The sequence below is a fragment of the Pseudonocardia sp. ICBG601 genome (assembly GCF_020496245.1).
Genome location: NZ_JAHLJA010000055.1, coordinates 36569 through 62425 on the forward strand (window position 1 = coordinate 36569; position 25857 = coordinate 62425).

The following is a 25857-nucleotide window of genomic DNA, read 5'->3' on the forward strand; positions in this document are numbered from 1 at the left end:
CTCGGGTGGACCGGGACGGACGGGTCAGGTGCGTGCCGGCACGCGCTCGGTCAGCCACTCCTCGACGACACCGGCGGTCAGGGCGGAGTCCTCCATCACCATCGCCATGTGCGTGGTGGGGATCTCCCGGACCTCGTCGGCCGGGACGGCGACGCTGATCCCGGACGCGGTGGCCGCGCCGGTGGCCTCGTCGTCGCGCGAGCACCGGACCATGAGCGTCGGCACCGTCGGCTCGTCACCGATGCCGGTCATGCTCACGAACCAGTGCGCCATCGCGGAGAGCCGAGCGCTGTTCATGCTCACCGCGGGCGAGTCCATGGTGGTGAAGTAGTGCTGGGAGGTGGCGTCGAAGTCGATCGCCTCGCCGCCGTCGTAACGCAGGCTCAGCGTGTCGAGCATGATCACCGCCTCCGGGCGGACCCCCCAGGTGCGCTCGAGGATCCCGGCGGCGAAGTAGGCCAGCGTGCCCCCCGAGGAGTGTCCGAGCAGGACGAACGGCTCGCCCTCGGAGGCGTGCAGGATGCTCTCCGCGACGACCCGGCCGGCCGCCTCGGTGCTCGCCGGGAGGCTCTCCCCCGGCGCGAAGCCCACCAGCGGCAGCGCCGAGACGTGCCGGCGGCCGCGCAGGTGGGCCGCCATCCGGGCGTAGAGGTGCACGCCGGCGCTCGCTCCGGGCGAGCTGATGCAGATCAGCCGCGGGTCCCGGGACCCCTCGGCCAGGACCACGGGTGCGGGCAGCTCCGCCAGCTCGGCAGGGCTCTCGAAGCTGGGCCGCAGTGCGGCGACCGCGGACAGCATCCGCAGCCCGGCCAGCGACCGCCCGTCCCGGACGGCCTGGCTGAACAGCTCGTGCACGGTCTCCCCGGCGGGCACCGTCCGCGGCCCGGGCCCGGGCCCGCCGGACGTCGCGGCGCCCTCCACCACCTCGGGTGCGGTCGCCAGGTACCGGGCGAGCTCGGCGGGGGTGCGGTGGTCGAACACCACCGAGGTCGGCAGCCGCAGACCGAGCGCCTCGGACAGCGCGTTGCGCATCTCGACCGCGATCAGCGAGTCGAAGCCCAGCTCCAGGAAGTCCCGGGCCGGGTCGATGCCCGCGGGGTCGTCGTGCCCGAGCAGCCGGGCGGCCTGGGCCACGATCTCGGTGCGCAGCAGCTCCACCCGCCCGTCGGCGTCGCGCTCCCGGAGCCGGGTGCCCAGTGTCGCCGGGGCGACACCGGTCCCGGCGACCGGGCGGGTCCGGCGGACCAGGCCGCGCAGCAGCGGCGGCACGGTGCCGGCTGCGGCGCCGCCGCGCCCGGTCCCGAGCTCCAGCACGACCGTGGCCGGGCGGTCCGCGGCGACCGCGGCGTCGAACGCGGCGAGCCCGCGGCGCACGGTCAGCGGCGGGAACCCGGAGCGGGCGATCCGCTCGGCGGCGGCCGGGTCGGCGGTCATGCCGCCGGTCGGCTCCCACGGCCCCCAGGCGATCGACGTCGCGGGCAGGCCGAGTCCGTGCCGGTGTGCGGCGAGCGCGTCGAGGAACGAGTTCGCCGCCGCGTAGACCCCCTGCCCGGCGCCGCCCATGATCCCGGCGACCGAGGAGTAGAGGACGAAGAACCGCAGCGGCAGCGCGCGGGTCGCCTCGTGCAGGTTCCAGGCACCGCCGGCCTTGGGGGCGAGCACCCCGGCCAGCCCGTCGGCGGTGGCCGCCGCGACCAGGCCGTCGTCCAGGACCCCCGCGGCGTGCACGACCCCGGTCAGCGGGTGCGCCTCCGGGACCGACGCGACGAGCGCGGCGACGGCGCCGGGATCGGCGACGTCGCAGGCGGCGAGGGTGACCCGGGCGCCGTGCTCGGCGAGCTCGTCGCGCAGGGCGACCGCACCCGGGGCGTCGGCGCCGCGACGCCCGGCGAGGACGAGGTGGCGCACCCCCGCCCCGGTGACCAGGTGCCGGGCCAGCTCCGCGCCGATCCCGCCGGTCCCGCCGGTGACCAGCACGGTGCCGTCGGGGTCGGGGTCCGGGGTCCCGGACAGCGCGGTGGTGACCGGCGCCAGCCGCGGGACGCGCACGACACCGTCGCGGACGACGACCTGCGGCTCGTCCCCGGCGGTCAGGCCGGGCAGCGCCGCCACCGAGTGTTCGGAGACGTCGATGTCGGCGAGCAGGAACCGGCCGGGGTTCTCCGACTGTGCCGAGCGGACCAGCCCGGCGGCAGCGGCCGCGGGCAGGTCGCGCGGCGCCTCCCCCGGCGGTGCCGCGGCGCCGCTGGTCACGAACACGACGGTGCAGCCGGCGAGCCGGTCGTCGGACAGCGCCTCCTGCAGCAGTGCCAGGGTGCGTCCGCCCAGCTCGCGGGTCGCGGCCGGGACGTCGTCGGTGTCGGGCGCGGCGAGCGGGACGAGCACGGCGTCCGGGACGCCGGCGGCGGCGTCCGCGACGGCGCCGAGGGTGTCTCCGAACGCGTCGACGGTGTGCCCCGCCGAGTGCACCCCGTAACCCAGGTGCCAGTGGTCGACGCCGACGATCCCCCATCGCAGCCCGCCCGGGTCGGGTGCCTCACCCGCCCGTTCCGGCCAGTCCTGCGTCAGCAGCGGCAGCCGTCCGGTGGCGGGGCCACCGCGCCCCGAGGTGGTGCGCAGCTCCAGCGCCTCCACGGTCAGGACCGGCAGGCCCGCCCGGTCGCTGGCCCGCACGCTCACCGATCCCGGGCCCGCGGCGGTGATCCGCACCCGCAGCGTCGTGGCGCCGGAGGCGTGCAGGACGGCCCCGGACCAGTCGAACGGCAGGCCCGGGGTGTCCTCCTCGAGCAGCACGATCGGGTGCAGCGCCGCGTCGAGCAGCGCCGGGTGCACGCCGTAGCCGCCGGTGTCGCCGGTCGTCCCGGCGGAGATCTCGGCGTACACGGAGCCGTCGTGGCGCCAGGCGCGCGCGACACCGCGGAAGGCCGGGCCGTAGTGCAGCCTGCCGTGCTCGGACAGGCCCTCGTAGAACCCCTCGAGGTCGACCGGTCGGGCCCCGGCGGGCGGCCACTCGGCGTCGTCCGGCGCCGGGACGGCGTCGTCGGCGGTGGTCAGCCGTCCCGACGCGTGCAGGGTCCACGGGCCGTCCGGGTCGCCGGCGGGCCGGGCGTGCACGGTCACCGGGCGGCGGGGGTCCGCCGCCGCGGGGTCCTCGGGGGCGCCGACCCTGACCTGCAGGGCGACGGCGTCGTGCGGGCCGAGCTCGAGCGGCTCGGTCAGGGTCAGCCCCTCGACCCGCTCGCAGCCGGTGGCGTCGCCCGCGCGCAGGACGAGCTCGAGGAAGCCGGTGCCGGGGAAGAGCACCCGCTCGCCCACGACGTGGTCGGCCAGCCACGGCTGCTCGGCGAGCGACATCCGTCCGGTCAGCACGGTCTCACCGGACCCGGCGACCGAGACGGTGGCGCCGAGCAACGGGTGGTCCGCCGAGCCGAGACCGAGGCCGGAGGCGTCGGGGACACCGATCGCGGCGGTGCCCGACGGCCAGTGCCTGCGGTGCTCGAAGGCGTAGGTCGGAAGCTCGACCCGGCGCGCACCGGTCCCGGCGAACCCCGCCGCCCAGTCCACCTGTCCGCCCGCGACGTGCAGCTCGGCCAGTGCACCCAGCACCGAGTCCTGCTCGCTCCGGCCGGTGCGCAGGGCCGGGACCAGCACCGCGCCGTCGGGGGCCGAGGCCGCGGCCAGTGCGGTCAGCGTGGAACCGGGCCCGACCTCGACGAACGCGCCGATGCCCAGCCCGGCCAGGGTGGCGACGCCGTCGCCGAACCGGACCGGGTCGCGCAGCTGGCGGACCCAGTACTCGGGCCGGGCCAGCTCCTCCCGGGTGGCCGGGCGGCCGGTGAGGTCGGAGATCAGCGGGATCGACGGCGCGGCCCCGGTCAGGTCGGCGACGATCTCGCGGAAGTCGTCGAGCATCGGGTCGAGCAGGGGCGAGTGGAACGCGTGCGAGACGGCCAGGCGGGTGGTGCGGCGTCCCTCGGCCGACCAGCGGGCCGCCAGCTCCTCGACGACGGCGGTCACCCCGCTGACCACCACCGAGCGGGGCCCGTTGACCGCGGCCAGCGCGACCTCGTCGGTGTGCCCGGCGATCAGCGGCACGACCTCGTCCTCGGTGGCCTCGACGGCGACCATCGCGCCCTCGCCGGCCATGGTCTGCATGAGCCGGGCCCGGCCGGCGACGAGCGCGCAGGCCTCCTCCAGCCCGAACACCCCGGCGACGTGTGCGGCGGCGAGCTCGCCGATGGAGTGGCCGAGCAGCGCGTCCGGGCGCACGCCCCGGGACTCCAGCAGCCGGAACAGCGCGACCTGGCCGGCGAACAGCGCGGGCTGGGCCCACCCGGTCTCGGTCAGGGTGTCCGGGTCCTCGCCCCACAGGACCTCGCGCAGCGGGCGCTCCAGCCACGGGTCGAGGTGGCGGAACACCGTCTCGATCGCGTCGGCGAAGACGGGCTCGGTGGCGTACAGCTCGCGGCCGGCCCCGAGGCGCTGGCTGCCCTGTCCGGAGAACAGCAGCGCGGTGCTGCGCCGGGTCGCGGTGCCGCGGGCGAGCTCGCGGACGCCGTCCGGGCCTGCGGCGAGCACGACGCGGTGCGGATGGGTGCCGCGGGTGCTCGCCAGGGACCAGCCGACGTCGAGGGGACGGGGGCGTCCGGTCCGGTGGCCAGGGCGGTGATCCGCTCGACCTGGCCGTCCAGCGCACCCGCCGTGCGGGCCGACACCGGCCAGGGCACGGTGCCCGGTGTCCCCGGTGTCCCCGGTGTCCCCGGTGCCGCCGTGGTCCCGCCGGGGGCGGCGCCGGGCTCGGGGGCACCGTCGTCGGGCTCCGGCTCCGGGGCCTGTTCCAGGACGAGGTGCGCGTTGGTGCCGCTGATGCCGAACCCGGACACCCCGGCGCGGCGCGGCCGGTCGGTGCGCGGCCACGCCTGCGCGGTGGTGAGCAGCTCGACCTCGCCACCGGACCAGTCGACATGCGTGGTGGGGCGGCTGACGTGCAGGGTGCGCGGGAGGGTGCCGTGCCGCAGCGCCTGCACGGTGGCGATCACCCCGGCGACGCCCGCGGCGGCCTGGGTGTGCCCGAGGCGGGACTTCACCGCGCCGAGGCGCAGCGGGTGCTCCCGGTCGGCTCCGTAGGCCGCGATCAGCGCCTGGGCCTCGATCGGGTCGCCGAGCACGGTGCCGGTGCCGTGCGCCTCGACGGCGTCGACGTCGGCCGGGTCGAGACCGGCCGAGGCGAGTGCGGAGCGGATCACCTGGACCTGCGACGGGCCGTTCGGTGCGGTGAGACCGTTGGAGGCGCCGTCGGAGTTCACCGCGGACCCGCGCAGCACCGCGAGCACCGGATGCCCGTGCGCGACGGCGTCGGACAGCCGCTCCAGCAGCACCACGCCCGCGCCCTCGGACCAGCCGGTGCCGTCGGCGTCGTCGGAGAACGCCTTGCACCGGCCGTCGGCGGCGAGACCGCCCTGCCGGGTGAACCCGGCGAAGTTGCCGGGGTGGCCATCACGGTGGCGCCACCGGCGAGCGCGAGACCGCACTCACCGGCCCGCAGCGCCTGCGCCGCCAGGTGCATCGACACCAGCGACGACGAGCACGCGGTGTCCACGGTCACCGCCGGGCCGACGAACCCGAGTGCGTAGGACAGCCTCCCGGAGATGACGCTGGCCGCGGTGCCGGTCCCGGCGTGGCCCTCCACGTCCTCCCCGGACCGCATCAGCACGTGGCCGTAGTCCTGACCGTTGGTCCCGACGAACACACCGGTCCGGCTGCCGCGCAAGGTTTCCGGGTCGATCCCGGCCCGCTCGACCGCCTCCCAGGTGGTCTCCAGCAGCAGCCGCTGCTGCGGGTCGGTCGCGAGCGCCTCGCGCGGGGAGATCCCGAAGAATCCGGCGTCGAAGTCACCGGCGCCGTCGAGGAACCCGCCGCGCAGGGTCGCGCTGTGCCCGCGCTCGCCGCCGGCGAGCAGCGCGAGGTCCCAGCCCCGGTCGGTCGGGAACGGCCCGATCACGTCGTCGTCGGAGCACAGCAGCCGCCAGAGGTCGTCGGGCGAGTCGATCCCGCCGGGGAACCGGCAGGCCATGCCGACCACGGCGATCGGCTCCCGCACACCGGCCTCGGCCTCCTCGAGACGCCGGCGCGTCCGGTGCAGGTCGGCCGTGACCCACTTCAGATAGTCGACGAGCTTCTGGTCGTCCGGCACGGCGGGCACCTTCCTTCTGGGCTGACGGGTCGGCGGTCAGGAGTGGTCGGAGCCGTTGCGGGCCCGGCCCAGCTCGTTGTCGATGAAGGCCAGGACGTCCTCGGCGCTGGCCTCGCGGATCCGGTCCTCCACCCCGGCCCCGCCGGGGCCCCGGTCGCGGGCCTCGTGCCGGGCGAGCAGCCGGCGCAGACGCGTGAGGACGTCGGCGCCGGTGAGGTCGGCGGGATCGGCCGAGGCGAGGGCCGCGTCGAGGCGGTCGAGCTCGGCGGTGAGCGCGGGCACCGGGCCGGTCGCGCCGACCAGCTCGCCGACCAGGTGCCGGGCCACCGCGAGCGGGGTCGGGAAGTCGAACACCAGGGTCGAGGGCAGCGTCAGCCCGGTCGCCGCGGTGAGCCCGTTGCGCAGCTCGACCGCCGCGAGCGAGTCGACGCCGAGCGCCCGGAACTCCTTGTCGACCGTGACCTCGGCGACGTCGTGCCCGAGCACCGCGGCGGCGCTGCGGGTGACGAGGGACAGCACGTGCTCCTCGCGGCGCTCCGGCGCCATCTCCGTCAGGGTCCGGGCCAGGTCCTGCGACGACGTCCGGTCCGACGCGCTGCGCCGGCCACCGACGACCAGGCCGCGCAGGATCGGCGGTACCGGTCCGGCCGGACGGCCCCCGCCACCACCGAGGCGGACGGCGACCTGGACCGGGTCGGTGCGGGTCACCGCCTCGTCGAACAGGGCCAGGCCGTCGGCGGTGTCCAGCGGCGGCATCGCGGTGCGGGCGGCCCGTTCCGCGACGGCCTCGCCCATCCCGGCCGCCCAGGGGCCCCAGGCGAGCGACAGCCCGGGCAGGCCGAGGTCGTGCCGGTGTCGGGCCAGGTCGTCGAGGGCGACGTTCGCGGAGGCGTAGTTCGCCTGCCCCGCGGCGCCGAGCACGCCGGCGACCGAGGAGTAGAGGACGAACCCGCGCAGCCCGGCGTCGCGGGTGAGGTCGTGCAGGTGCCAGGCGCCGTCGACCTTCGGGGCGAGGACGGTGTCGAGCCGCTCGTCGGTGAGCGAGCCGACGGTGCCGTCGTCGAGCACACCGGCGGTGTGCACCACCGCGGTCAGCGGGTGCTCGGCCGGGACCGCCGCGAGCACGGCGGCCAGGTCGGCCCGCACGGCGGTGTCGGCCGCGGCCACGGTGACCTCCGCGCCGTGCGCGGCGAGCTCGGCCCTCAGAGCGTGTTTGGAAATGGTGGGTGTGTCGGGATGGTCGACACGGCTGGGGTGCTCCATCGTGGTCGGCATGCAGGAACGACCGCGCCGGTACCCCTCGGACACCAGTGATGCCCAGTGGGTGGTGATCGAGCCGTTGTTACCGCCGCTCGCGCGGCGGGGGCGGCCTGTTGCTCATGCTCGTCGGGACGTGCTGGACGCGATCTTGTATGTCGTGCGGACCGGGTGTGCCTGGCGGGCGTTGCCGGTGGACTTCCCGCCCTGGCAGACCGTCTACTGGTACTTCAACCAGTGGGAACAGCAGAAGGTCACCGAGAAGATCCTCCCGGTCGTGCGGGGGCAGTTACGTATCGCCGAGGGCCGTGATCCGGAGCCGAGTGCGGGGATCATCGATTCCCAGTCGGTCAAGGGCGCCGACACCGTCGGCCAGGACTCCCGCGGCTACGACGCCGGGAAGAAGACAGGCGGACGGAAACGGTTCATCGTGACCGACACCCTCGGTCTGCTGCTGACCACGATGGTGTGCTCGGCCTCGGTACAGGACCGCGACGGCGCCAAGCCGATCCTGCTCAACCTCTACCTGCGCACCAGGGTGCGGTTCGTCTACGCCGACGCCGGCTTCGCCGGGCGACTGCTCGACTGGGCCGCCACGATCCTGCAGACAACGATCGAGATCATCCGCAAGCCACCCGAGCAGCGCGGATTCACCGTCCTCCCACGAAGGTGGGTGGTCGAACGGACCCTGGCCTGGCTCACCGCACACCGACGCCTGGCCCGAGACTACGAACGCCACCCCACCACATCCGAAGCCATGATCCGCTGGGCCGCGATCAACACCATCACCCGCCGCATCGCCCGTGGATACCCCGCCACCCGCCAGCAGAAACACACGACACCCTCAACCCACTAGAATTTCCAAACACGCTCTCAGCTCCAGGGCGCCGGGGGCGTCCGGGCCGCGGCGCGAGACCAGCAGCAGGTTGCGGTGGCCCCGGCCGGCCAGGTGCCGGGCCAGCTCGGCGCCCAGGCCGCCGGTGCCGCCGGTGACGAGCACGGTCCCGTCCGGGTCCCAGCCGGGCACCGGGCCGTCCCCGGTGCCGTCGGTGGGTCCGTCGGCCGGGGCGAGCCGGGGCACCCGGACCGCGCCGTCGCGCAGGACGAACTCGGTCTCCCCCGCCGTGAGCAGGGCGGGGAGGGTGGCGAGCGCGGCGAGCGACCCGGCGTCGGTGTCGGCGACGGCGAAGACGCCGGGGTGCTCGGAACGGGCCGAGCGGGCCAGCCCCCACACGGTGCCGGTGGCCGGGTCGGCGAGCCGTTCGTCCGGTGCGGCGGCGACGCCGCCGCGGGTCAGGAACAGCACCGTCAGGTCGGGGCGCTCGGTGGCCAGCCGGTCGGTGACGACGCCGAGCGTGCGATGGGCCAGCGCGCGGGCACGTCCGGGGACGGACCCGTCGGTGTTCGCGGGCAGCGGCACCACGAGCATGCCGGTGCCGTCGGGCACCGCGTCGACCGTGGCCACCACGCCGACCTCGCGTCCCGTCCCGGTCAGCGCCTCGGCCACCGTGCGGGCGACGTCCGGCTCGGCGCCGGCCGGGGTGGGGTCCAGCACCGCCCAGCGCGCCACGTCGACCGGGGCGAGGTCCTCGGCCGGGACCCAGTCGGTGCGCAGCAGCGCCCCGGCGCCGCGCGATGGGCGCACGGGCGTCCCGTCGGGGACGGCGAGGGTGGCGGCCACGGTGAGGACCGGGGCGCCCGCGCCGTCGTGGGCCGAGATCCGCACGCCGCCGGTGCCGTCGGGGCGCAGGGCGACCCGCAGCACGGTGGCGCCGGTGGCGTGCAGCCGTGCGTCGTGCCAGGCGGTGGCCCGCAGGGCGGGCTCCCCGGCGTCGGCGGCGGCGATGCGCACGGCCGCGTCGAGCAGCGCGGGGTGCAGTCCCCAGCCGACCGGCCCCCGGCCCGGGGTCTCCACCAGCGCGATCTCGACGAGGACGCCGTCGTCGGTCCGCCACGCTCCGCGGACCGAGACCGGGCCGTCCGCCGGGAGCGCACCGTCCGGGGCGATCTCCTCGGCGGTCCCGGTCGGCTGCGGGAGGACGGCGGGCACCTCGTAACCGTCGGGGCCGGGTCCGGCGAGCACGCCGGTGGCGTGCGCGACCCACGGGGCGTCCCCGGTGCGGGAGTGGACGGTGACCGGGTGGCGCCCGGACCCGTCGTCGTCGCCGGCGCGGACCTGCAGCGCGAGCGCTCCGGTGGCCGGGACGACGAGCGGGGTGTGCACGGTGAGCTCGGCGACCCGGTCGCAGCCGACCCGGGCGCCGGCCTGCACGGCCAGCTCGACGAGCGTGGCCGACGGCAGCTCGGCCGGGCCGTCGCCGCCCGCCCACGGCACCGCGGCCGCGGTGAGCCGCCCGGTGAGGACACAACCCCCGTCCGCGACGGTGACCGCGGCACCGAGCAGCGGGTGCCCGGCAGGTTCCTGGCCGAGGCCGCCCGCGTCGGCGGGGGCCGCGCCCGTCGCCGGCCAGAACCGGCGGTGCCGGAACGGGTAGGTGGGCAGGTCGACGGTGCGTGCGCCGGTGCCGGCGAGCACCGGGGCCCAGTCGACGTCGACGCCGGCGACGTGCAGCCGGGCGAGCGCGGTGAGCGCGGTCGTCTCCTCGGGCCGGTCGGCGTGCAGCAGCGGGGTGAGCACGGCGCTCTCGCCGGTGAGGTCGGCGGCGAGCGCGGTGAGCACACCGTCCGGGCCGAGCTCCAGGAACGCCGTCGCGCCGCGGTCGGACAGCCGGGCGACGGTGTCGGCGAAGCGGACCGTGTCGCGGACATGACGCACCCAGAACCCGGGGTCGGTCACGTCGTCGTCGCCACCGGTGAGCAGGGGGACGCGCGGCGCGTGCAGGGCCAGGCCCTCCACGACCGTCGCGAACTCCGCCAGCACCGGTTCCATCAGGGGTGAGTGGAACGCATGTCCGACCGGCAAACGGCTAGTCCTGTGCCCGGCGCCGGCGAGCGTGGCGGCGATCGCGGTCACCTCGGCGTCGTCGCCGGCGACCACCACCGAGGCCGGGCCGTTCACCGCGGCGATCGCGGTGCGCGGGGTCAGCAGCGGTGTGACCGTCTCCTCCGGGGCGGCGACCGCGACCATCGCGCCGCCCGCGGGCAGGGCCTCCATCAGCCGGGCCCGGGCGGCGACGAGGGTGCAGGCGTCGTCGAGGGAGAACACCCCGGCGACGTGTGCGGCCGCGATCTCACCGACCGAGTGCCCGCCGAGCAGGGCGGGGCGGATGCCCCAGGACTCGACGAGCCGGTACTGGGCGACCTGCAGCGCGAACAGCGCGGGCTGGGCGATCCCGGTGCGGCGCAGCTCCTCCGGGTCGTCGGGGATCGTGGCGCCGAGCCGGCCCAGCACGTCCTCGAGGGTCTCGGCGAAGACCGGGAAGCGGGCGGACAGCCCGCTCCCCATCCCAGGGCGCTGGGTGCCCTGCCCGGAGAACAGCAGGGCCAGCGTGCGGTGCGGCGCGGTCCCCCGCGCGACCTCGGCGAGGCTCCCGCCCTCGGGCCCGGTGAGCAGGACGGCGCGGTGCTCGAAGCGCGCGCGGCCGTGCACCAGGGAGTACGCGACGTCGACCGGGCGCCGGTCGCGCACCGCGGCCCGCACGTCGTCGAGGGCCGTGTCGAGCACGTCGGGGTGCCGGGTGGACACCGGCAGCGCCACCACGGCGGGGGTCACCTGCCCGGCCGCGGGCTCCGCGACGGGCGGCGGCTCGGGTGCGGCCTCCAGCACGACGTGGGTGTTGGTGCCGCTGATCCCGAACGAGGACACCGCGGCCCGGCGGGGCCGCCCGGTGTCCGGCCACGGGGTCCGCTCGGTGCGCAGCCGCACCGCCCCGGACGACCAGTCCACGTGGCCGGAGGGCTCGGTGACGTGCAGGGTGCGGGGCAGCTCGCCGTGCCGCAGCGCCTGCACCGTGGCGACCACGCCGACCGCGCCGGCGGCGGCCTGGGTGTGGCCGAGGTTGGACTTGACCGACCCGAGCAGCAGCGGGTGCTCGCGCTCCCCCCGCCCGTAGGTCGCCAGCAGCGCGTGGGCCTCGATCGGGTCGCCGAGCACCGTGCCGGTGCCGTGCGCCTCGACCGCGTCCACCTCGGCTGCGGTCAGCCCGGCCGCGGCCAGGGCCGCCCGGATGACCCGCTGCTGGGCGGGCCCGTTCGGGGCGGTCAGCCCGTTGGAGGCGCCGTCGGAGTTCACCGCGGAGCCGCGCAGCACCGCGAGGACCTCGTGGCCGCGGCGGCGGGCGTCGGACAGCCGCTCCAGCACGATCACGCCGACGCCCTCGGACCAGGCGGTGCCGTCGGCGTCGTCGGAGAAGGGCTTGCACCGGCCGTCCGGGGCGAGGCCGCCCTGCTGGGTGAACTCCATGAAGGCGCCGGGGGTGGACATGAGCTGCACGCCACCGGCGAGGGCCAGCGAGCACTCGCCGGCGCGCAGCGACTGCGCGCCGAGGTGCAGCGCCACCAGCGCCGAGGAGCACGCGGTGTCGACGGTCATCGCGGGGCCCTCCAGGCCCAGGGCGTAGGCCACCCGGCCGGAGGTGACGCTGGCCGAGGTGCCGGTCCCGGAGTAGCCCTCCATGCTCTCCGGCGAGCCGAACAGCAGGTGCGCGTACTCGGCGCCGCCGGTGCCGACGAACACCCCGGTCGGGGTGCCGCGCAGGGCGGTCGGATCGATCCCGGCGCGCTCGCACGCCTCCCAGGACGCCTCGAGCACCAGCCGCTGCTGCGGGTCCATCGACAGCGCCTCGCGCGGGGAGATCCCGAAGAACTCCGGGTCGAACTCGGCGATCGAGTCGAGGAAGCCGCCGCGGGCCGTCGCGCTGGAGCCCGGCCCCTGGCCGGCCAGCGCGGCGAGGTCCCAGCCGCGGTCGGTGGGCAGCGGACCGGTGGCGTCGCGCTCCTCCACGAGGAGCTGCCACAGGTCCTCCGGGGACCGGACACCGCCGGGGAACCGGCAGCTCATCCCGACCACGACGACGGGGTCGTCGTCGGTGGCGCGGGCCGGTGCGGCGGCCGAGGTGTCCGCGGGGGCATCCGGGTCGCCGAAGAGCTCGCCGAGCAGGTGCGCGGCGAGCGCGTCGGGTGTCGGGTAATCGAAGACGAGCGTGGCGGGCAGGCTCAGCCCGGTGCCGGCGGTGAGCCGGTTCCGCAGCTCGACCGCGGTCAGCGAGTCGAGTCCGAGCTGGCGGAACTCGGCGGTGCCGTCGAGGCCCTCGGGCGAGGCGTGTCCGAGCACGGCCGCGGTCTCGGCGCGGACCAGGGCGCGGACCGCGTCCGGCCGGTCGTCGGCGGCGAGGCCGGTGAGCCGGTCCCTGGCGCGGCCGTCCCCGCCGCCCGCGGCGGTGCGCCGGGTGCGGACCAGGCCGCGCAGCAGCGGCGGCACGGTCGCGGCGTCCGGTGCCGGTCCGGCACCGCTGCCCGCGGTGACCCGGGCGGGGACGACGACCGGGTCGTCGACCAGGGTGGCCGCGTCGTAGAGGGCGAGGCCCTGCTCGAGCGACAGCGGCGGCATCCCGGACCGTTCCATCCGTTCCAGGGCCGCGGCGTCGAGCGCCGCGGTCATGCCGGTGGTCGGCGCCCAGGCACCCCAGGCCAGGGAGACGGCGGGGAGCCCGAGCCCGCGGCGGTGCTGGGCCAGTGCGTCGAGGTAGCCGTTGGCCGCGGCGTAGTTGCCCTGCCCGGCGCTACCCATGACCCCCGAGACCGAGGAGTAGAGGACGAACGCGGTGAGGTCGAGCCCGGCGGTCAGCTCGTGCAGGTGCCAGGCGGCGTCGACCTTGGGGGCGAGCACGCGGTCGAGCCGCTCCGGGGTGAGCGAGCCGACGACGCCGTCGTCGAGGATCCCGGCCGCGTGCACCACCGCGGTCAGCGGCCGCTCCAGACCGGCGAGCACCGCGGCGAGAGCGTCGCGGTCGGCGACGTCGCAGGCGTGCACCGCGACCTGCGCCCCGCCCGCCCGCAGGTCGGCGACGAGCTCGGCCGCGCCGGGCGCGTCCGGGCCGCGGCGGCTGACCAGGGTCAGGTGCCGCGCGCCGCCGTCGACGAGGTGCCGGGCCAGCTCGGCGGCCAGCCCGCCGGTGCCGCCGGTGATCAGCACGGTGCCGTCCGGGTCGGGCCCCGCCGGGACGGTGAGGACGATCTTGCCGACGTGCTGGGCCCGGCTCATGAACCGGAACGCCTCGGGAGCCCGGCGCACGTCCCAGGTGCGGGTCGGGAGCGGCTCGATCGCACCGTCGGCGAACAGCACCAGCAGGGCGTCGAGCATCTCCCGGATCCGCTCCGGGTCGACCTGACCGAGGTCGAAGGGCCGGTAGACGATGTCGGCCGGCAGCGAGGCCGGGTCGCGCAGGTCGGTCTTGCCCATCTCCAGGAACCGGCCGCCGGGCCCGAGCAGCCCGAGCGAGGCGTCGACGAACTCGCCGGCGAGCGCGTTGAGGACCACGTCGACGCCGCCGAACGCGCTCGCGAAGCCGAGGTCGCGGGAGGAGGCGATGTGGTCGTCGGGGACGCCGAGCGAGCGCAGCACGTCCTGCTTGGCCGGGCTCGCGGTGGCGTACACCTCGGCGCCCAGGTGGTGGGCCAGCTGGATCGCCGCCATGCCGACGCCACCGGCACCGGCGTGCACCAGGACCCGCTCGCCCGGCTGCACACCCGCCAGGTCGACCAGGCCGTGGTAGGCGGTGAGGAACACCAGCGGGACCGAGGCGGCGCGCTCGAACGACCAACCGTCCGGGATCCGGGCGAGGTGCCGTTCGTCGGCCGTGCCGAGCGGGCCGAACCCGCCGAACAGCATGCCGGCCACCGCGTCGCCGACCGCCAGCGACGTGACCTCCGGCCCGGTCGCGACGACCACGCCGGCGGCCTCGGCGCCGAACATGCCCGCCTCGCCCGGGTACATGCCCAGTGCGTTGAGGACGTCCCGGAAGTTCAGGCCGGCCGCGCGGACCGCGACCCGGACCTCCCGGGCGCCGAGCGGGCCGTCGGCGTCGGGCGCGGGGGCGAGGGTGAGCGCGGCCAGGCTGCCGCCGCCGGCGGTGTCGAGCCGCCACGGGACGCCCACCGGGGGCAGCAGTCCCGAGGTCTCGGGCCGGGCCCGGTCCAGCCGCGCGGCGAGGATCCCGGTCCCGCGGACGGCGACCTGCTGTTCGTCGGCCCGTGCGAGCGCCGCGGCGAGCACCCGCGGCGCAGCGGCCTCGGCGGGCAGGTCGACGGTGTCGGCGGGCAGATCGACGACGAGGAACCGGCCGGGGTTCTCCGCCTGTGCGGACCGGACGAGACCGGTCGCGGCGGCGGCGGCGAGGTCGGTGACCGGATCGCCCGCGCCCGCGGCACCGCGGGTGAGGAAGACCGTGCGCGGTCCGTCCGGGTCGGCGACGGCGCCCTGCAGCACCGCGAGCACGGCGTGGGTGCTCGCGCGGACCGCGTCCGGGGTCGTGCCACCGGCCACACCGGCGACCACGAGCTCCGGCGTCCCCCCGTCGGCGACGGGGGCGCCGAGCGCGGCGGTGAGCGCGTCGGCCACCCCGTGGACGTCCGGGCCGTGCAGGACCCAGCGCACCGGCTCGGGCATCCCCGGCGGGACCTCCAGCGGTGTCCACCCGGGCCGGAACAGGGACTCGGCGGTGCGTGTCCGCGCCGGGTCGGCCGGGGCGGTGGGCTCGCGCAGGGCCAGTGAGTCGACCGACAGCACGGGGTCCCCTGCCGCGTCGGCGGCCTCGACCCGGACGGCGCCGTCCCCGGCGTGGGCGACCCGCACCCGCAGCAGCGGGGCACCGGTGGCGTGCAGGGTCACTCCGGACCAGTCGAACGGCAGCCCGCGGGGTGCGTCCGGCAGCAGTGCCGCGGCGTGCAGCGCGGCGTCGAGCAGCGCCGGGTGCACCCCGTAGAACGCGGCGTCCTCGGTGACGGGGTCGGACTCGATCTCGGCGAGGACGTCCTCGCCGTCCCGCCAGGCGGCGCGGACGCCGCGGAACGCCGGGCCGTAGTCCAGGCCGCCTGCGGCGGCGGTGCCGTCGTAGAACGCGGCGGGGTCGAGCTCCTCGGCCCCGGGCGGCGGCCAGGCCGTGGCGACGGGTGCGGGGACGGTGCCGGTGCGCGGGGTCAGGGTGCCCTCGGCGTGGCCGGTCCAGTCGTCACCGGAGCCGGCCTCGCGGGCCCAGACCGACAGCGGGCGGCGTCCGCCGTCCGGGGCACCGACGCGGACCTGGATCTCGGCCGCCCCGCCGTCCGGGACGACCAGCGGCACGGCGAGGGTCAGCTCGCCGACCCGCTCGCAGCCGACGAGGTCACCGGCCCGCAGCGCCAGCTCGAGGAAGCCGGTGCCGGGGAACAGCACCGACCCGCCGACGACGTGGTCGGCCAGCCACGGCAGGGTCGCGGCCGACACCCGTCCGGTGAGCACGACCTCCTCGGAGCCGGCCATCGCGACCGACGCCCCGAGCAGCGGGTGCCCCGGGGACTCCAGGCCGAGCCCCGAGACGTCGCCGGGCCGGACGGTGGGTGCGGCGGCGGGCCAGTACCGCGCGCGGTCGAACGGGTAGGTCGGGAGCTCCACCGGCCGGGTGGCGCACCCGGCGAACCAGGCGGTCCAGTCGACGTCGGCGCCGGCGGTGTGGAGCCGGGCCAGCGCGGTCGCGGCGGTGCGGAGCTCGTCGTGGTCCCGCCGCAGGAGCGGGACGGCGACGGCGTCCGGCACCGTCGCGGGGACCAGCCCGGACAGCGCGGTGTCCGGACCGAGCTCCAGGAACGCGGTGGCTCCCGCGGCGGCCAGCGTGGCCAGTGCGTCGGAGAACCGGACGGTCCCGCGGGCGTGCCGGGACCAGTGGTCGGGCGCGCCGAGCTCGTCGGGGCCGGCGGGACCACCGGTCAGGGTGGACACCAGACCGATCCGCGGCTCGGTGAGCTCCAGCCCGGCGGCGACCGCGTCGAGGTCGTCGAGCACCGGGTCCATCCGTGCGGAGTGGAAGGCGTGCCCGACCCGCAGCGGGGTGGTCTCCCCCAGCCCGGCGACGACCTCGGCCACGGTGTCGGCGTCCCCGGACAGCACCACGGAGCCGGGCGCGTTCACCGCGGCCAGCGACACGCCGTCGCGCAGCGCGGCGAGGGCGTCGGCCTCGGTCGCCCGGACGGCGACCATCGTGCCACCCTCGGGCAGCGCGTCCATCAGCGCGCCGCGGGCGGTGACCAGGCGGGCGGCGTCGGGCAGCGACAGCATCCCGGCGACGTGGGCGGCGGTGATCTCGCCGACCGAGTGCCCCGCGACGTGCCGGGGCCGCACGCCGAGCGCGGTGACCAGCCGGAACGAGGCCACGCCGACCGCGAACAGGGCGGGCTGGGCGTAGCGGGTGCGTTCGAGCAGCGCGGGGTCCTCGCCCCAGAGCACCTCGCGCAGCGGCCGGTCGAGGTGGCGGTCCAGTTCGGCGGCACAGGCGTCGAAGGCGTCGGCGAAGACGTCGAAGCGGGCGTGCAGCTCGCGGCCCGCACCGAGCCGGACGCTGCCCTGCCCGGAGAACAGGACCGCGGTGCCCGGCTCCCCGGCGACGCCGCTGGCCAGCTCGATGAGACCGTCCGGGCCCGCGGCGAACACGGCGCGGTGCTCGTGCACCGCCCGGGTGGCGGCCAGCGCGGCGCCGATGTCGGACCGGGCGCCGGGGCCGGCCGGGTCGAGGGCGTGCAGCTGCGCGACCCGCTCCTGCAGGGAGCGCGCGCTGCGGGCGGAGACCGGCCACGGGACGAGCGCGTCCTCCGGCCCGGGGCGGGCCGGAGCCGGTTCCCCGGGCGGCGGCTCCTCCAGCACCACGTGGGCGTTGGTGCCGCTGATGCCGAACGAGGAGAGCCCGGCGCGGCGGGTGCGTCCGCCGGCTGGCCACGGGCGCGGCTCGGTGAGCAGCGCGATCCGGTCGGCCCAGTCCACCCGGCCGGTGGGTCGCTCGACGTGCAGGGTGCGGGGCAGCTCCCCGTGCCGCATCGCGAGGACGATCTTGAGCAGCCCGGCCATGCCGGCGGCGGCCTGGGTGTGGCCCATGTTCGACTTCACCGAGCCGAGCCGCAACGGCGCGTCGCGGTCGGCGCGGCCGTAGGTGGCCAGCAGTGCCTGCGCCTCGATCGGGTCGCCGAGTGCGGTGCCGGTGCCGTGCGCCTCGACGACGTCGACGTCGGCGGCGTCGAGCCCGGCCGCGGCGAGCGCGGCCCGGATGACCCGCTGCTGGGACGGCCCGTTCGGGGCGGTGAGCCCGTTGGAGGCGCCGTCGGAGTTGACCGCCGAGCCGCGGAGCACCGCGAGCACGGGATGGCCGTGCCGGCGGGCCTCGGAGAGCCGCTCCACGACGACCACGGCCGCGCCCTCGGACCAGGCGGTGCCGTCGGCGTCGTCGGAGAAGGCCTTCACGCGGCCGTCGGCGGCGAGCCCGCCCTGCCGGGAGAACCCGCCGAACGAGGTCGGGGTGGCCATCACGGTGACCCCGCCGCCGACCAGGGCACGGTCGCACTCGCCGGCCCGCAGCGCCTGGGCGGCGAGGTGCAGCGCGACCAGCGCCGAGGAGCACGCGGTGTCGACGGTGACGGCGGGCCCCTCCAGCCCGAGCGCGTAGGACAGGCGCCCGGAGATGACGCTGGCGGCCAGCCCGGTGCCGGCGTGGCCCTCCAGGTCCTCTCGGGAGCCGAGGACGACGCGCTGGTAGTCCTGCCCGTTGGTGCCCACGAACACCCCGGTCCGGGATCCGCGCAGGCTCGTCGGTTCGGTGCCGGAGCGCTCCAGGGACTCCCAGGACGTCTCCAGCAGCAGCCGCTGCTGGGGGTCCATGGCGAGCGCCTCGCGCGGGGAGATGTCGAAGAACGCGGCGTCGAAGTCGGCGACGCCGTCGAGGAACCCGCCCCGGGCGGTCGCGCTGGCGCCGGGGCCGTCGCCGGCCAGCGCCGCGAGGTCCCAGCCGCGGTCGGTGGGGAACGGGCCGATCACGTCGCGGCCCTCGGTGAGGACGGTCCAGAGGTCCTCGGGCGAGGCGATGCCGCCGGGGAACCGGCAGGCCGCGCCGACGACGACGACCGGGTCGTTCCGGTCGTCCGGGCCGGCCACGGACGTGGTCGGGGCCGCGGCGTCATCGGCAGCGTCACCGGCCGGGTCGAGCTCGTCGAGCAGGTGCCGGGCCACCGCCCGCGGGGTGGGGTGGTCGAACACCAGCGCGGCGGGCACGGCGAGCCCGGTGACGGCGGCGAGCCGGTCGCGCAGCTCCACCGCGGTGAGCGAGTCGATCCCGAGGTCACGGAACGGGCGCTCGGCGGGGATCCGGTCGGTCCCGGTGTGGCCGAGCACGGCGGCGGCGGTGGCGCGCACCAGGTCCAGGACCGGCTCGATCCGGTCGGTGCCGCGCAGCCCGGACAGCCGGGCGCGCATCTCCCCGCCGGCCCGCTCGGTGTCCCGGCGGGCCGCGGCGGCCGCGTCCGCGGCGGCCCGGGCGCCGGGCAGCGCCGACAGCAGCGGCGACGGGCGCAGCGACAGCAGCGAGGTGAGCAGCTGCGGGCGGGCCAGCTCGGCGACCACCGGGGCGGCGGCCGGGCCGTCGGCCGAGCGCCACAGCGCGGACAGGGCCAGCGCCGGGTCGAGCGCGGTGGAGCCGGAGCGGCGACGGGCCCGGTCCGCGTCGTCGCCGGCGGCCATGCCGTCGCCGGCCCATGCCCCCCAGGCCACCGACACCGCCGGCAGGCCGTCGGCGCGGCGGGCCGCCGCGAGCGCGTCCAGGGCGGCGTTGGCTGCGGCGTAGTTGCCCTGGCCGGGGTTGCCGACCGCGCCGGCGACCGAGGAGAACAGGACGAACAGCGCGACCGGGTGGTCCCGGGTCAGCTCGTCGAGCAGCCGCGCGGCGGTGACCTTGGTCCGCCACACCGTGTCGAACCGGTCCGGGGTCAGGGAGTCGAGCGCGCCGTCGTCGAGGACACCCGCGGCGTGCACGACGCCGTCGACGGGGTGTGCGTCGAGCACGCGGGCCAGTGCGTCGCGGTCGGTGACGTCGGCGGCGACCAAGACCGGCTCGGCGCCGAGCGCGGTCAGCTCGGCGGACAGCTCGGCCGCTCCGGCGGCGTCGGGGCCGCGGCGGCCCAGCAGCACCAGCCGGCGGGTGCCGCGACGGGCGAGGTCACGGGCCACATGCGCGCCGAGCGCACCGGTGCCGCCGGTGACCAGGACGCAGCCGGGAGCCGGGGCCTCGGCGGTGGCGCCGACCGGGTAGGTGACCAGCCGCCGCCCCAGCACGCCGTTGTCGCGCACCGCGACCTGGTCCTCCTCACCCGCACCGGTGAGGACGGCGACGAGCCGGCGGGCGGCCCGGCCGTCGAGGTCGGCGGGCAGGTCGGCGAGCCCGGCCCAGCGGGTGGGGTGCTCGAGCGCCGCGACCCGGCCGAGCCCCCAGAGCGCGGCGCGCTCCGGGACCGGAGCGGGGTCGGCGCCACCGGTGCCGACGGCGCCGCGGGTGAGTGTCCACAGCGGCGCGTCGACACCGGCGTCGCCGAGGGCCTGGACGAGGGTGAGGGTGCCGGTGAGCGCGGTGTGCGCGTCGGGGTGCAGACCGAGCAGGGACACGAGGCGGTCCGCGCCGGCCCCGGCCGGGCCGACCAGGGCGGCCAGCGCGCCGCGGTCGGCGAGCGCCACGTCGTCGACGGCGACCGGCCCGGCCACCGTCGCACCGGCGTCGCGCAGCGCCGCGGCCACGGCGGCGGTGTCGGGATCGGTGCCGGGGTCGGCGGTCCGGGCGACCAGCAGGACCCGGCCCGGTCGCGCGGGGGCGGCGGGGGTGACCGGCTCCCAGGTCTCGCGGAACCGGACGGCGTCGACGGCGCCCTCGGCGCGGCGGCGGCGGCGCCAGGCCGACAGCGCCGGGACGACCGCGGAGACCGCGTCGTCGTCCAGGTCGAGGGTGGCGGCCAGCGACTCCAGGTCGCCCTGCTCGACAGCGGCCCAGAACGCGGACTCCCCCGGGTCGGCGCCGCTGGCGCGGGCGGCGGGGTCGAGCCAGTACCGGTCCCGGCGGAACGGGTAGACCGGCAGGTCCACCGGCCGGGCCCCGGTCCCGTCGAACCACGGGCCCCACCGCACGGGCCCGCCCGCCACGTGGAGCCGGGCGAGCGCGGTGGCGAGCGCGGTGGCGAGCGCGGTGGCGAGCGCGGTCTCCTCGTCCCGGTCGCGGCGCAGCGTCGGGACGATCCCGTCGGCCAACGGTGCCAGCACGGCGTCCGGACCGACCTCCAGCAGCGTGTCCGCCCCGGCGGCGCGCGCGGCGTCGACGACGTCGGCGAACCGCACCGTGGCCCGCACGTGCCGCACCCAGTACGCGGGGTCGGTGATCTCGTCCCCGGCGAGGGCACCGGCGGTCCCGGACAGCACCGGGATCCGCGGCGCGGACAGGCGCAGCCCGGCGACGACACCGGCGAACCGCTCCAGCACCGGCTCGACCAGCGGCGAGTGGAACGCGTGCGACACCGGCAGCCGGGTGCCCTCGACGCCGAGCCGGGCGCGGACCGCCTCGACGGCGGCGGCCTCGCCGGAGAGCACCACCGAACGAGGTCCGTTCACGGCGGCGACGTCGGCGAGTGCGGTCCCCTCGGCCGCCAGCGCGGCCCGGGCGGCGTCCTCGGTGACCCGCAGCGCCACCATCACGCCCCCCGCGGGCAGCTCCGCCATGAGCGTGGCGCGGGCGGTGACCAGGGCGGCGGCGTCGGCGAGCGAGAGCACACCCGCGACGTGGGCCGCGGTGATCTCGCCGACCGAGTGGCCGCCGACGGCGACCGGGCGGACCCCGAAGGACTCCAGCTGCCGGTACAGCGCGGTCTCCACCGCGAACAGCGCCGGCTGGGTGACCGCGGTGTCGGCCAGTGCGTCGGCGTCGGTGCCCCACATGACCTCGCGCACCCGGGGGTCGAGGACCGCCAGGGCCTCGTCGAGGGCCGCGGCGAACACCGGGAAGCGGGCGTGGAGCTCGCGACCCATCCCGGCCCGCTGGGCGCCCTGCCCGGAGAACAGCAGCGCCGGGCGCCCGCCGCCCGCGGTGCCGCGGGCGACCTCGACGGGTGCGGCCGCCCCGTCGCGGCCGGCCAGCAGCACGGCGCGCCGGTCCAGGCGGGTGCGGCGGGTGGCGAGGGTCAGGCCGGTGTCCAGCGGGTCGGTGCCCGCGGCGGTCACCCGGGCGGCGAGCGCGTCGAGGGTCTCGTCGTCGACGGCCGACAGCGGCCACGGCACAACCGCGGGCACCACGTCGGGGGCGGGCGCCACCTCGGGCGGTGTCTCCGGCAGCGTCTCCGGCGGGGCCTGCTCGACCAGGACGTGCGCGTTGGTCCCGGACAGCCCGAAGGAGGAGACGCCGATCCGGCGCGGACGCCCGGTCGAGGGCCACGGCGTGTGTCCGGTGAGCAGCGACACCGCGCCGTCGGCCCAGTCGACGTGCCCGGTGGGCGCGGCGACGTGCAGGGTGGCGGGAAGCTCGGCGTGCTGCAGCGCCAGCACCGACTTGATCATCCCGGCGACGCCGGCGGCGCCCTGGGTGTGGCCGAGGTTGGACTTCACGGTGCCGAGCAGCAGCGGGTGCTCGCGGTCCCGACCGTAGGTGGCGATCAGGGCCTGGGCCTCGATCGGGTCCCCGAGCACCGTCCCGGTGCCGTGTGCCTCGACGGCGTCGACCTCGGCCGGGGCGAGCCCGGCGTCGGCCAGGGCGGCGCGGATGACGCGCTGCTGGGCGGGCCCGTTGGGGGCGGTGAGCCCGTTGGAGGCGCCGTCGGAGTTGAGCGCGGGCCCGCGCAGCACGGCGAGCACCGGATGTCCGTGCGCGCGGGCGTCGGACAGCCGCTCCAGGACCAGCATGCCCGCACCCTCGGACCAGCCGGTGCCGGACGCGTCGTCGGAGAAGGCGCGGCAGCGACCGTCCGGGGACAGCCCGCCCTGGGCGTCGAACCCGACGAAGTTCATCGGCGTCGACATCACGGTGACGCCGCCGACGAGGGCGAGGGAGGTCTCGCCGCTGCGCAGCGACCGGACGGCGAGGTGCAGCGCGACCAGCGACGACGAGCAAGCCGTGTCGACGGTCAGCGAGGGCCCCTCCAGGCCGAAGGTGTACGACAGCCGCCCGGACATGACCGCGGCGGCCAGCCCGGTGCTGGCGTGTCCCTCGACGTCCTGGTCGGACTGCACGACCAGGTGCGTGTAGTCCTGGCCGTTGGTGCCGACCCAGACCCCGGTGGCGCTGCCGCGCAGTGAGGCCGCGTCGATGCCAGCCCGCTCCAGGGACTCCCAGGTGACCTCCAGCAGCTGGCGCTGCTGCGGGTCCATCGCGGTCGCCTCGCGCGGGGAGATCCCGAACACCGCGGGGTCGAAGGTGGTGGCGCAGTCGAGGAACCCACCACGGCCCTCGACCCCGGCCAGCGGGCCGTTGGCCCACCCGCGGTCGGTGGGGAACCCGGTGACGACGTCGCGGCCCTGTGCGAGCAGCTCCCACAGCTCCTCGGGCGAACGCACGCCGCCGGGGAAACGGCAGCCCATCCCGACGACGACGATTGGGTCCGCACCGTCCGCGGTACGGGTGACCGCGGCTGGCGTGACGGAGGTGGCGCCGAGGATCTCCTCGAGCAGCAGCGCGGCGACCGCACGTGGGGTCGGGTGGTCGAACACCAGCGTCGCGGGCAGGGTCAGCCCGGTCGCGGCGGCGAGGTGGTTGCGCAGCTCCAGCGCGGTGAGCGAGTCGACGCCCAGGCGGCGGAACTCGGCGTCGTCGGTGATCGCGGCGGGCGAGTCGTAGCCCAGGACCGCCGCGGCGGCGTCGCGGACCAGCGCGGTGAGCCGGTCGGCCCGGTCCTCGGGATCGAGTCCGGCGAGCCGGTCGGCCCAGTCGTGCGCGGTGCCGCCGCGGCCGTCGGCGGCGCGGCGGCGTCCGGTCCCGGCGAGCCCGCGCAGCAGCGCGGGCACCGCCCCGGTCGGTGCCGGCGCGGCGAGGGCGCGCGGCAGGACCGCGAGGACCGGCTCGTCGAGGCGCAGGGCCGCGTCGAACGCGGCGAGGCCCTGTTCGACGCTCAGCATCGGGGCGCCGGCCGCGGTGATCCGGCGGGTGTCGGCGAGTGTGGCGGTCATGCCCGCGTCCTGCGCCCAGGCTCCCCAGGCCAGTGAGACGGCGGGCAGGCCGTGTCCGCGGCGGTGCGCGGCGAGCGCGTCGAGGGCGCTGTTGGCGGCGGCGTAGTTGCCCTGGCCGGGGGCGCCGAGCATGCCCGAGACCGAGGAGTAGAGCACGAACGCGGCCGGGTCGAGGTCGGCGGTGAGCTCGTGCAGGTGCCAGGCGGCGTCGACCTTGGGGGCGAGCACCGCGTCGAGGCGCTCCGGGGTGAGGGCGGCGACGACACCGTCGTCGAGGACGCCCGCGGCGTGCACCACCGCCGTGAGAGGGCGCTCCAGCCCGCCGATGACCGCGGCGAGCGCGGCCCGGTCGGCGACGTCGCACGCGTGCACGACGATCCGCACGCCCGCCTGCTCCAGCTCGGTGACGAGGTCGGCGGCGCCGGGGGCCCCGGCCCCGCGGCGGCTGAGCAGGGTGAGGTGGCGGGCCCCGCCCGCGACGAGGTGACGGGCGAGCTCGGCGCCGAGCCCGCCGGTGCCGCCGGTGAGCAGGACGGTGCCCTCGGGGTCCCACGGCCGTCCGCTGCCGGAGCCCGCGGGAGCGGGTGCGGGGACCAGCCGCGGGGCGCGGACGGCCCCGTCCCGGACGGCGACGGCTGTCTCCCCCGCCGCGAGCAGCGCGGGCAGCCGCGGGAGCAGCGCGGCGGAGGCGGGGCTGTCGTCGGTGTCGACGAGCAGGATGCGGCCGGGGTTCTCGGTCTGGGCCGAGCGCAGGAGTCCGCAGGCAGCTGCGGCGGCCGGGTCGTCGCCGCCGGTGGCACCGTGGGTGCGGACCAGCAGGGCTCCCCCGCCGGCGCGGGTGTCGTCGCCGTCCGCGGCGAGGTGGGCCTGGACCGCCGCCAGCGCCCGCGCGGTGAGCGCGTGCACCCCGGCGGCGCCGGCAGAGGGGTCGCCGGTGAGGTCGAGCACGGTGGGATCGAGCACCGTGGGATCGAGCACCGTGGGATCGAGCACCGTGGGATCGGGCACCGTCGGGCCGGCGGCGGGGAGCTCGACCGGCACCCAGTCGGTGCGCAGCAGCAGCCCCGCCGCGTCGTGCGCGGCGGTGGTCGCGGAGTCCGGGCGCGGCGCCGGGCCCAGCGTCACCGGGCCGGTGGTGAGCACCGCCGCGCCGGTGACGTCGGTGGCGGTCAGCCGTACCGCGGTGGCGGCTGTGGCGGTGCCGTCGGTGCCGGCGGCGCCGGCGGTGCGGTCCCGAGTGATGCGGACCCGCAGCACCGACGCGCCCGCGGCGTGCAGCCGCACGTCCCGCCAGGTGACGGGGGCCAGCGCGGTGGGGCCGTCGAGGACGACCGGGTGCAGCGCGGCCTCCAGCAGCGCCGGGTACAGGCCCCAGGCGTCGCCGTCCTGCTCGGGCAGCGCGACCTCGGCGAACAGGTCGTCGTCGCGGCGCCAGACCGACCGCACACCGGCGAAGACGGGTGCGGCGGGCAGCCCGGCCGCGGCGAGCTCGTCGATGCCCGGGCGAGGTCGGTGACGACGGTAACCGGCCGGAGGCCACGCGGTGTCGGTGGTCGCGGCCGGGCCGGTGGTTCCGGGCGCGGCGAGGGTGCCGGTGGCGTGCCGGGTCCAGGGGCCCTCGGTGCCGTCGTCCGGGGGGCGTGCAGGTGCAGCGGGCGGTGCCCGTCGGCGTCCGGCGGGCCGACGCGCAGCTGCAGCCGCATCGCGGTGCCCGCGGGCAGGTGCAGCGGCGGGTCGACGGTCAGCTCCGCCACGCCGACGGCCCGACGGTGTGCGCGGCGTGCAGCGCGAGCTCCAGCACGGCGGTGGCGGGGAGCAGCCCGGGACCGTCGGCCGAGGCCAGCCACGGGTGGGTGGCGGTCGACAACGACCCGGTGAGCAGCACCTCGTCGGACCCGGCGACGGTGGTGACCGCCCCCAGCAGCGGGTGCCCGGCGGGGACACGCCGAGGCCGGCGGCGTCGGCGACCCGCACCGACACCTCGGGCCAGAACCGGCTGTGCCGCGAACGCGTAGACCGGGAAGGTCGACCGGCCGGGCGCCGGTGCCCTCGTGGACCGCCGCCCAGTCGACGGGGACCCCGGCGGTGTGCAGCCGGCCCAGGGCGGCCAGCAGCGCGGGCTCCTCGGCGCCGGTGCGGCGCAGGGTGGGCACCAGCTCGGCGGTGCCCGCGGCGCTCCGCGGTAAGCGCACCGCTCGGCCCGGCCTCGACGAACACCCCGGCCCCCCGGCCGCGGCGAGCGCGGCCAGTCCGTCGGCGAAGCGGACGGTGCCGCGCAGGTGCCGCACCCAGTACTGCGGGTCGC

At 77.6% G+C, this 25857-nt stretch carries 4 protein-coding genes and 2 pseudogenes; 2 read left to right on the forward strand and 4 right to left on the reverse strand.

The features are described from left to right. Positions 1 to 24: 24 nt before the first annotated feature. Positions 25 to 6154: pseudogene (locus KPL57_RS18035) on the reverse strand (type I polyketide synthase); the annotation flags it as partial. A 75-nt stretch (positions 6155 to 6229) separates the two neighbouring features. Then, positions 6230 to 7468 carry a beta-ketoacyl reductase gene (locus KPL57_RS18040; RefSeq protein WP_308252919.1) on the reverse strand — a complete coding sequence of 413 codons (1239 nt, stop codon included), beginning with the start codon at positions 7466 to 7468 and terminating at the stop codon, positions 6230 to 6232. Between KPL57_RS18040 and KPL57_RS18045 the strand changes: the two are divergent. Continuing rightward, positions 7413 to 8322: pseudogene (locus KPL57_RS18045) on the forward strand (IS5 family transposase); the annotation flags it as partial. The gene KPL57_RS18040 and the pseudogene KPL57_RS18045 sit on opposite strands and share 56 nt — an antisense overlap. On the opposite strand, the gene KPL57_RS66770 reads toward KPL57_RS18045, so the two are convergent. Then, positions 8295 to 24998 (reverse strand): type I polyketide synthase, encoded by a 16704-nt coding sequence (locus tag KPL57_RS66770; protein ID WP_374203740.1) that lies wholly within the window; start codon positions 24996 to 24998, stop codon positions 8295 to 8297. The pseudogene KPL57_RS18045 and the gene KPL57_RS66770 overlap by 28 nt on opposite strands. Positions 24999 to 25293: 295 nt before the next feature. Beyond that, positions 25294 to 25542, reverse strand: coding sequence for a hypothetical protein (locus KPL57_RS72285; RefSeq protein WP_374203742.1), 249 nt, complete (start codon positions 25540 to 25542; stop codon positions 25294 to 25296). 61 nt (positions 25543 to 25603) lie between these two features. Here KPL57_RS72285 and KPL57_RS66780 point away from each other — a divergent pair, with 61 nt between their 5' ends. Continuing rightward, a complete protein-coding gene (locus KPL57_RS66780; protein WP_264198260.1) occupies positions 25604 to 25738 on the forward strand; it encodes a hypothetical protein in 135 nt (44 codons plus the stop codon). The last annotated feature ends 119 nt before the right edge of the window (positions 25739 to 25857 follow it).

Coding starts and splice junctions, on each gene's coding strand:
- KPL57_RS18040 (WP_308252919.1), bottom strand. CDS start 7,468: ATGCCGACCACGATGGAGCACCCCAGCCGTGTCGACCATCCCGACACA.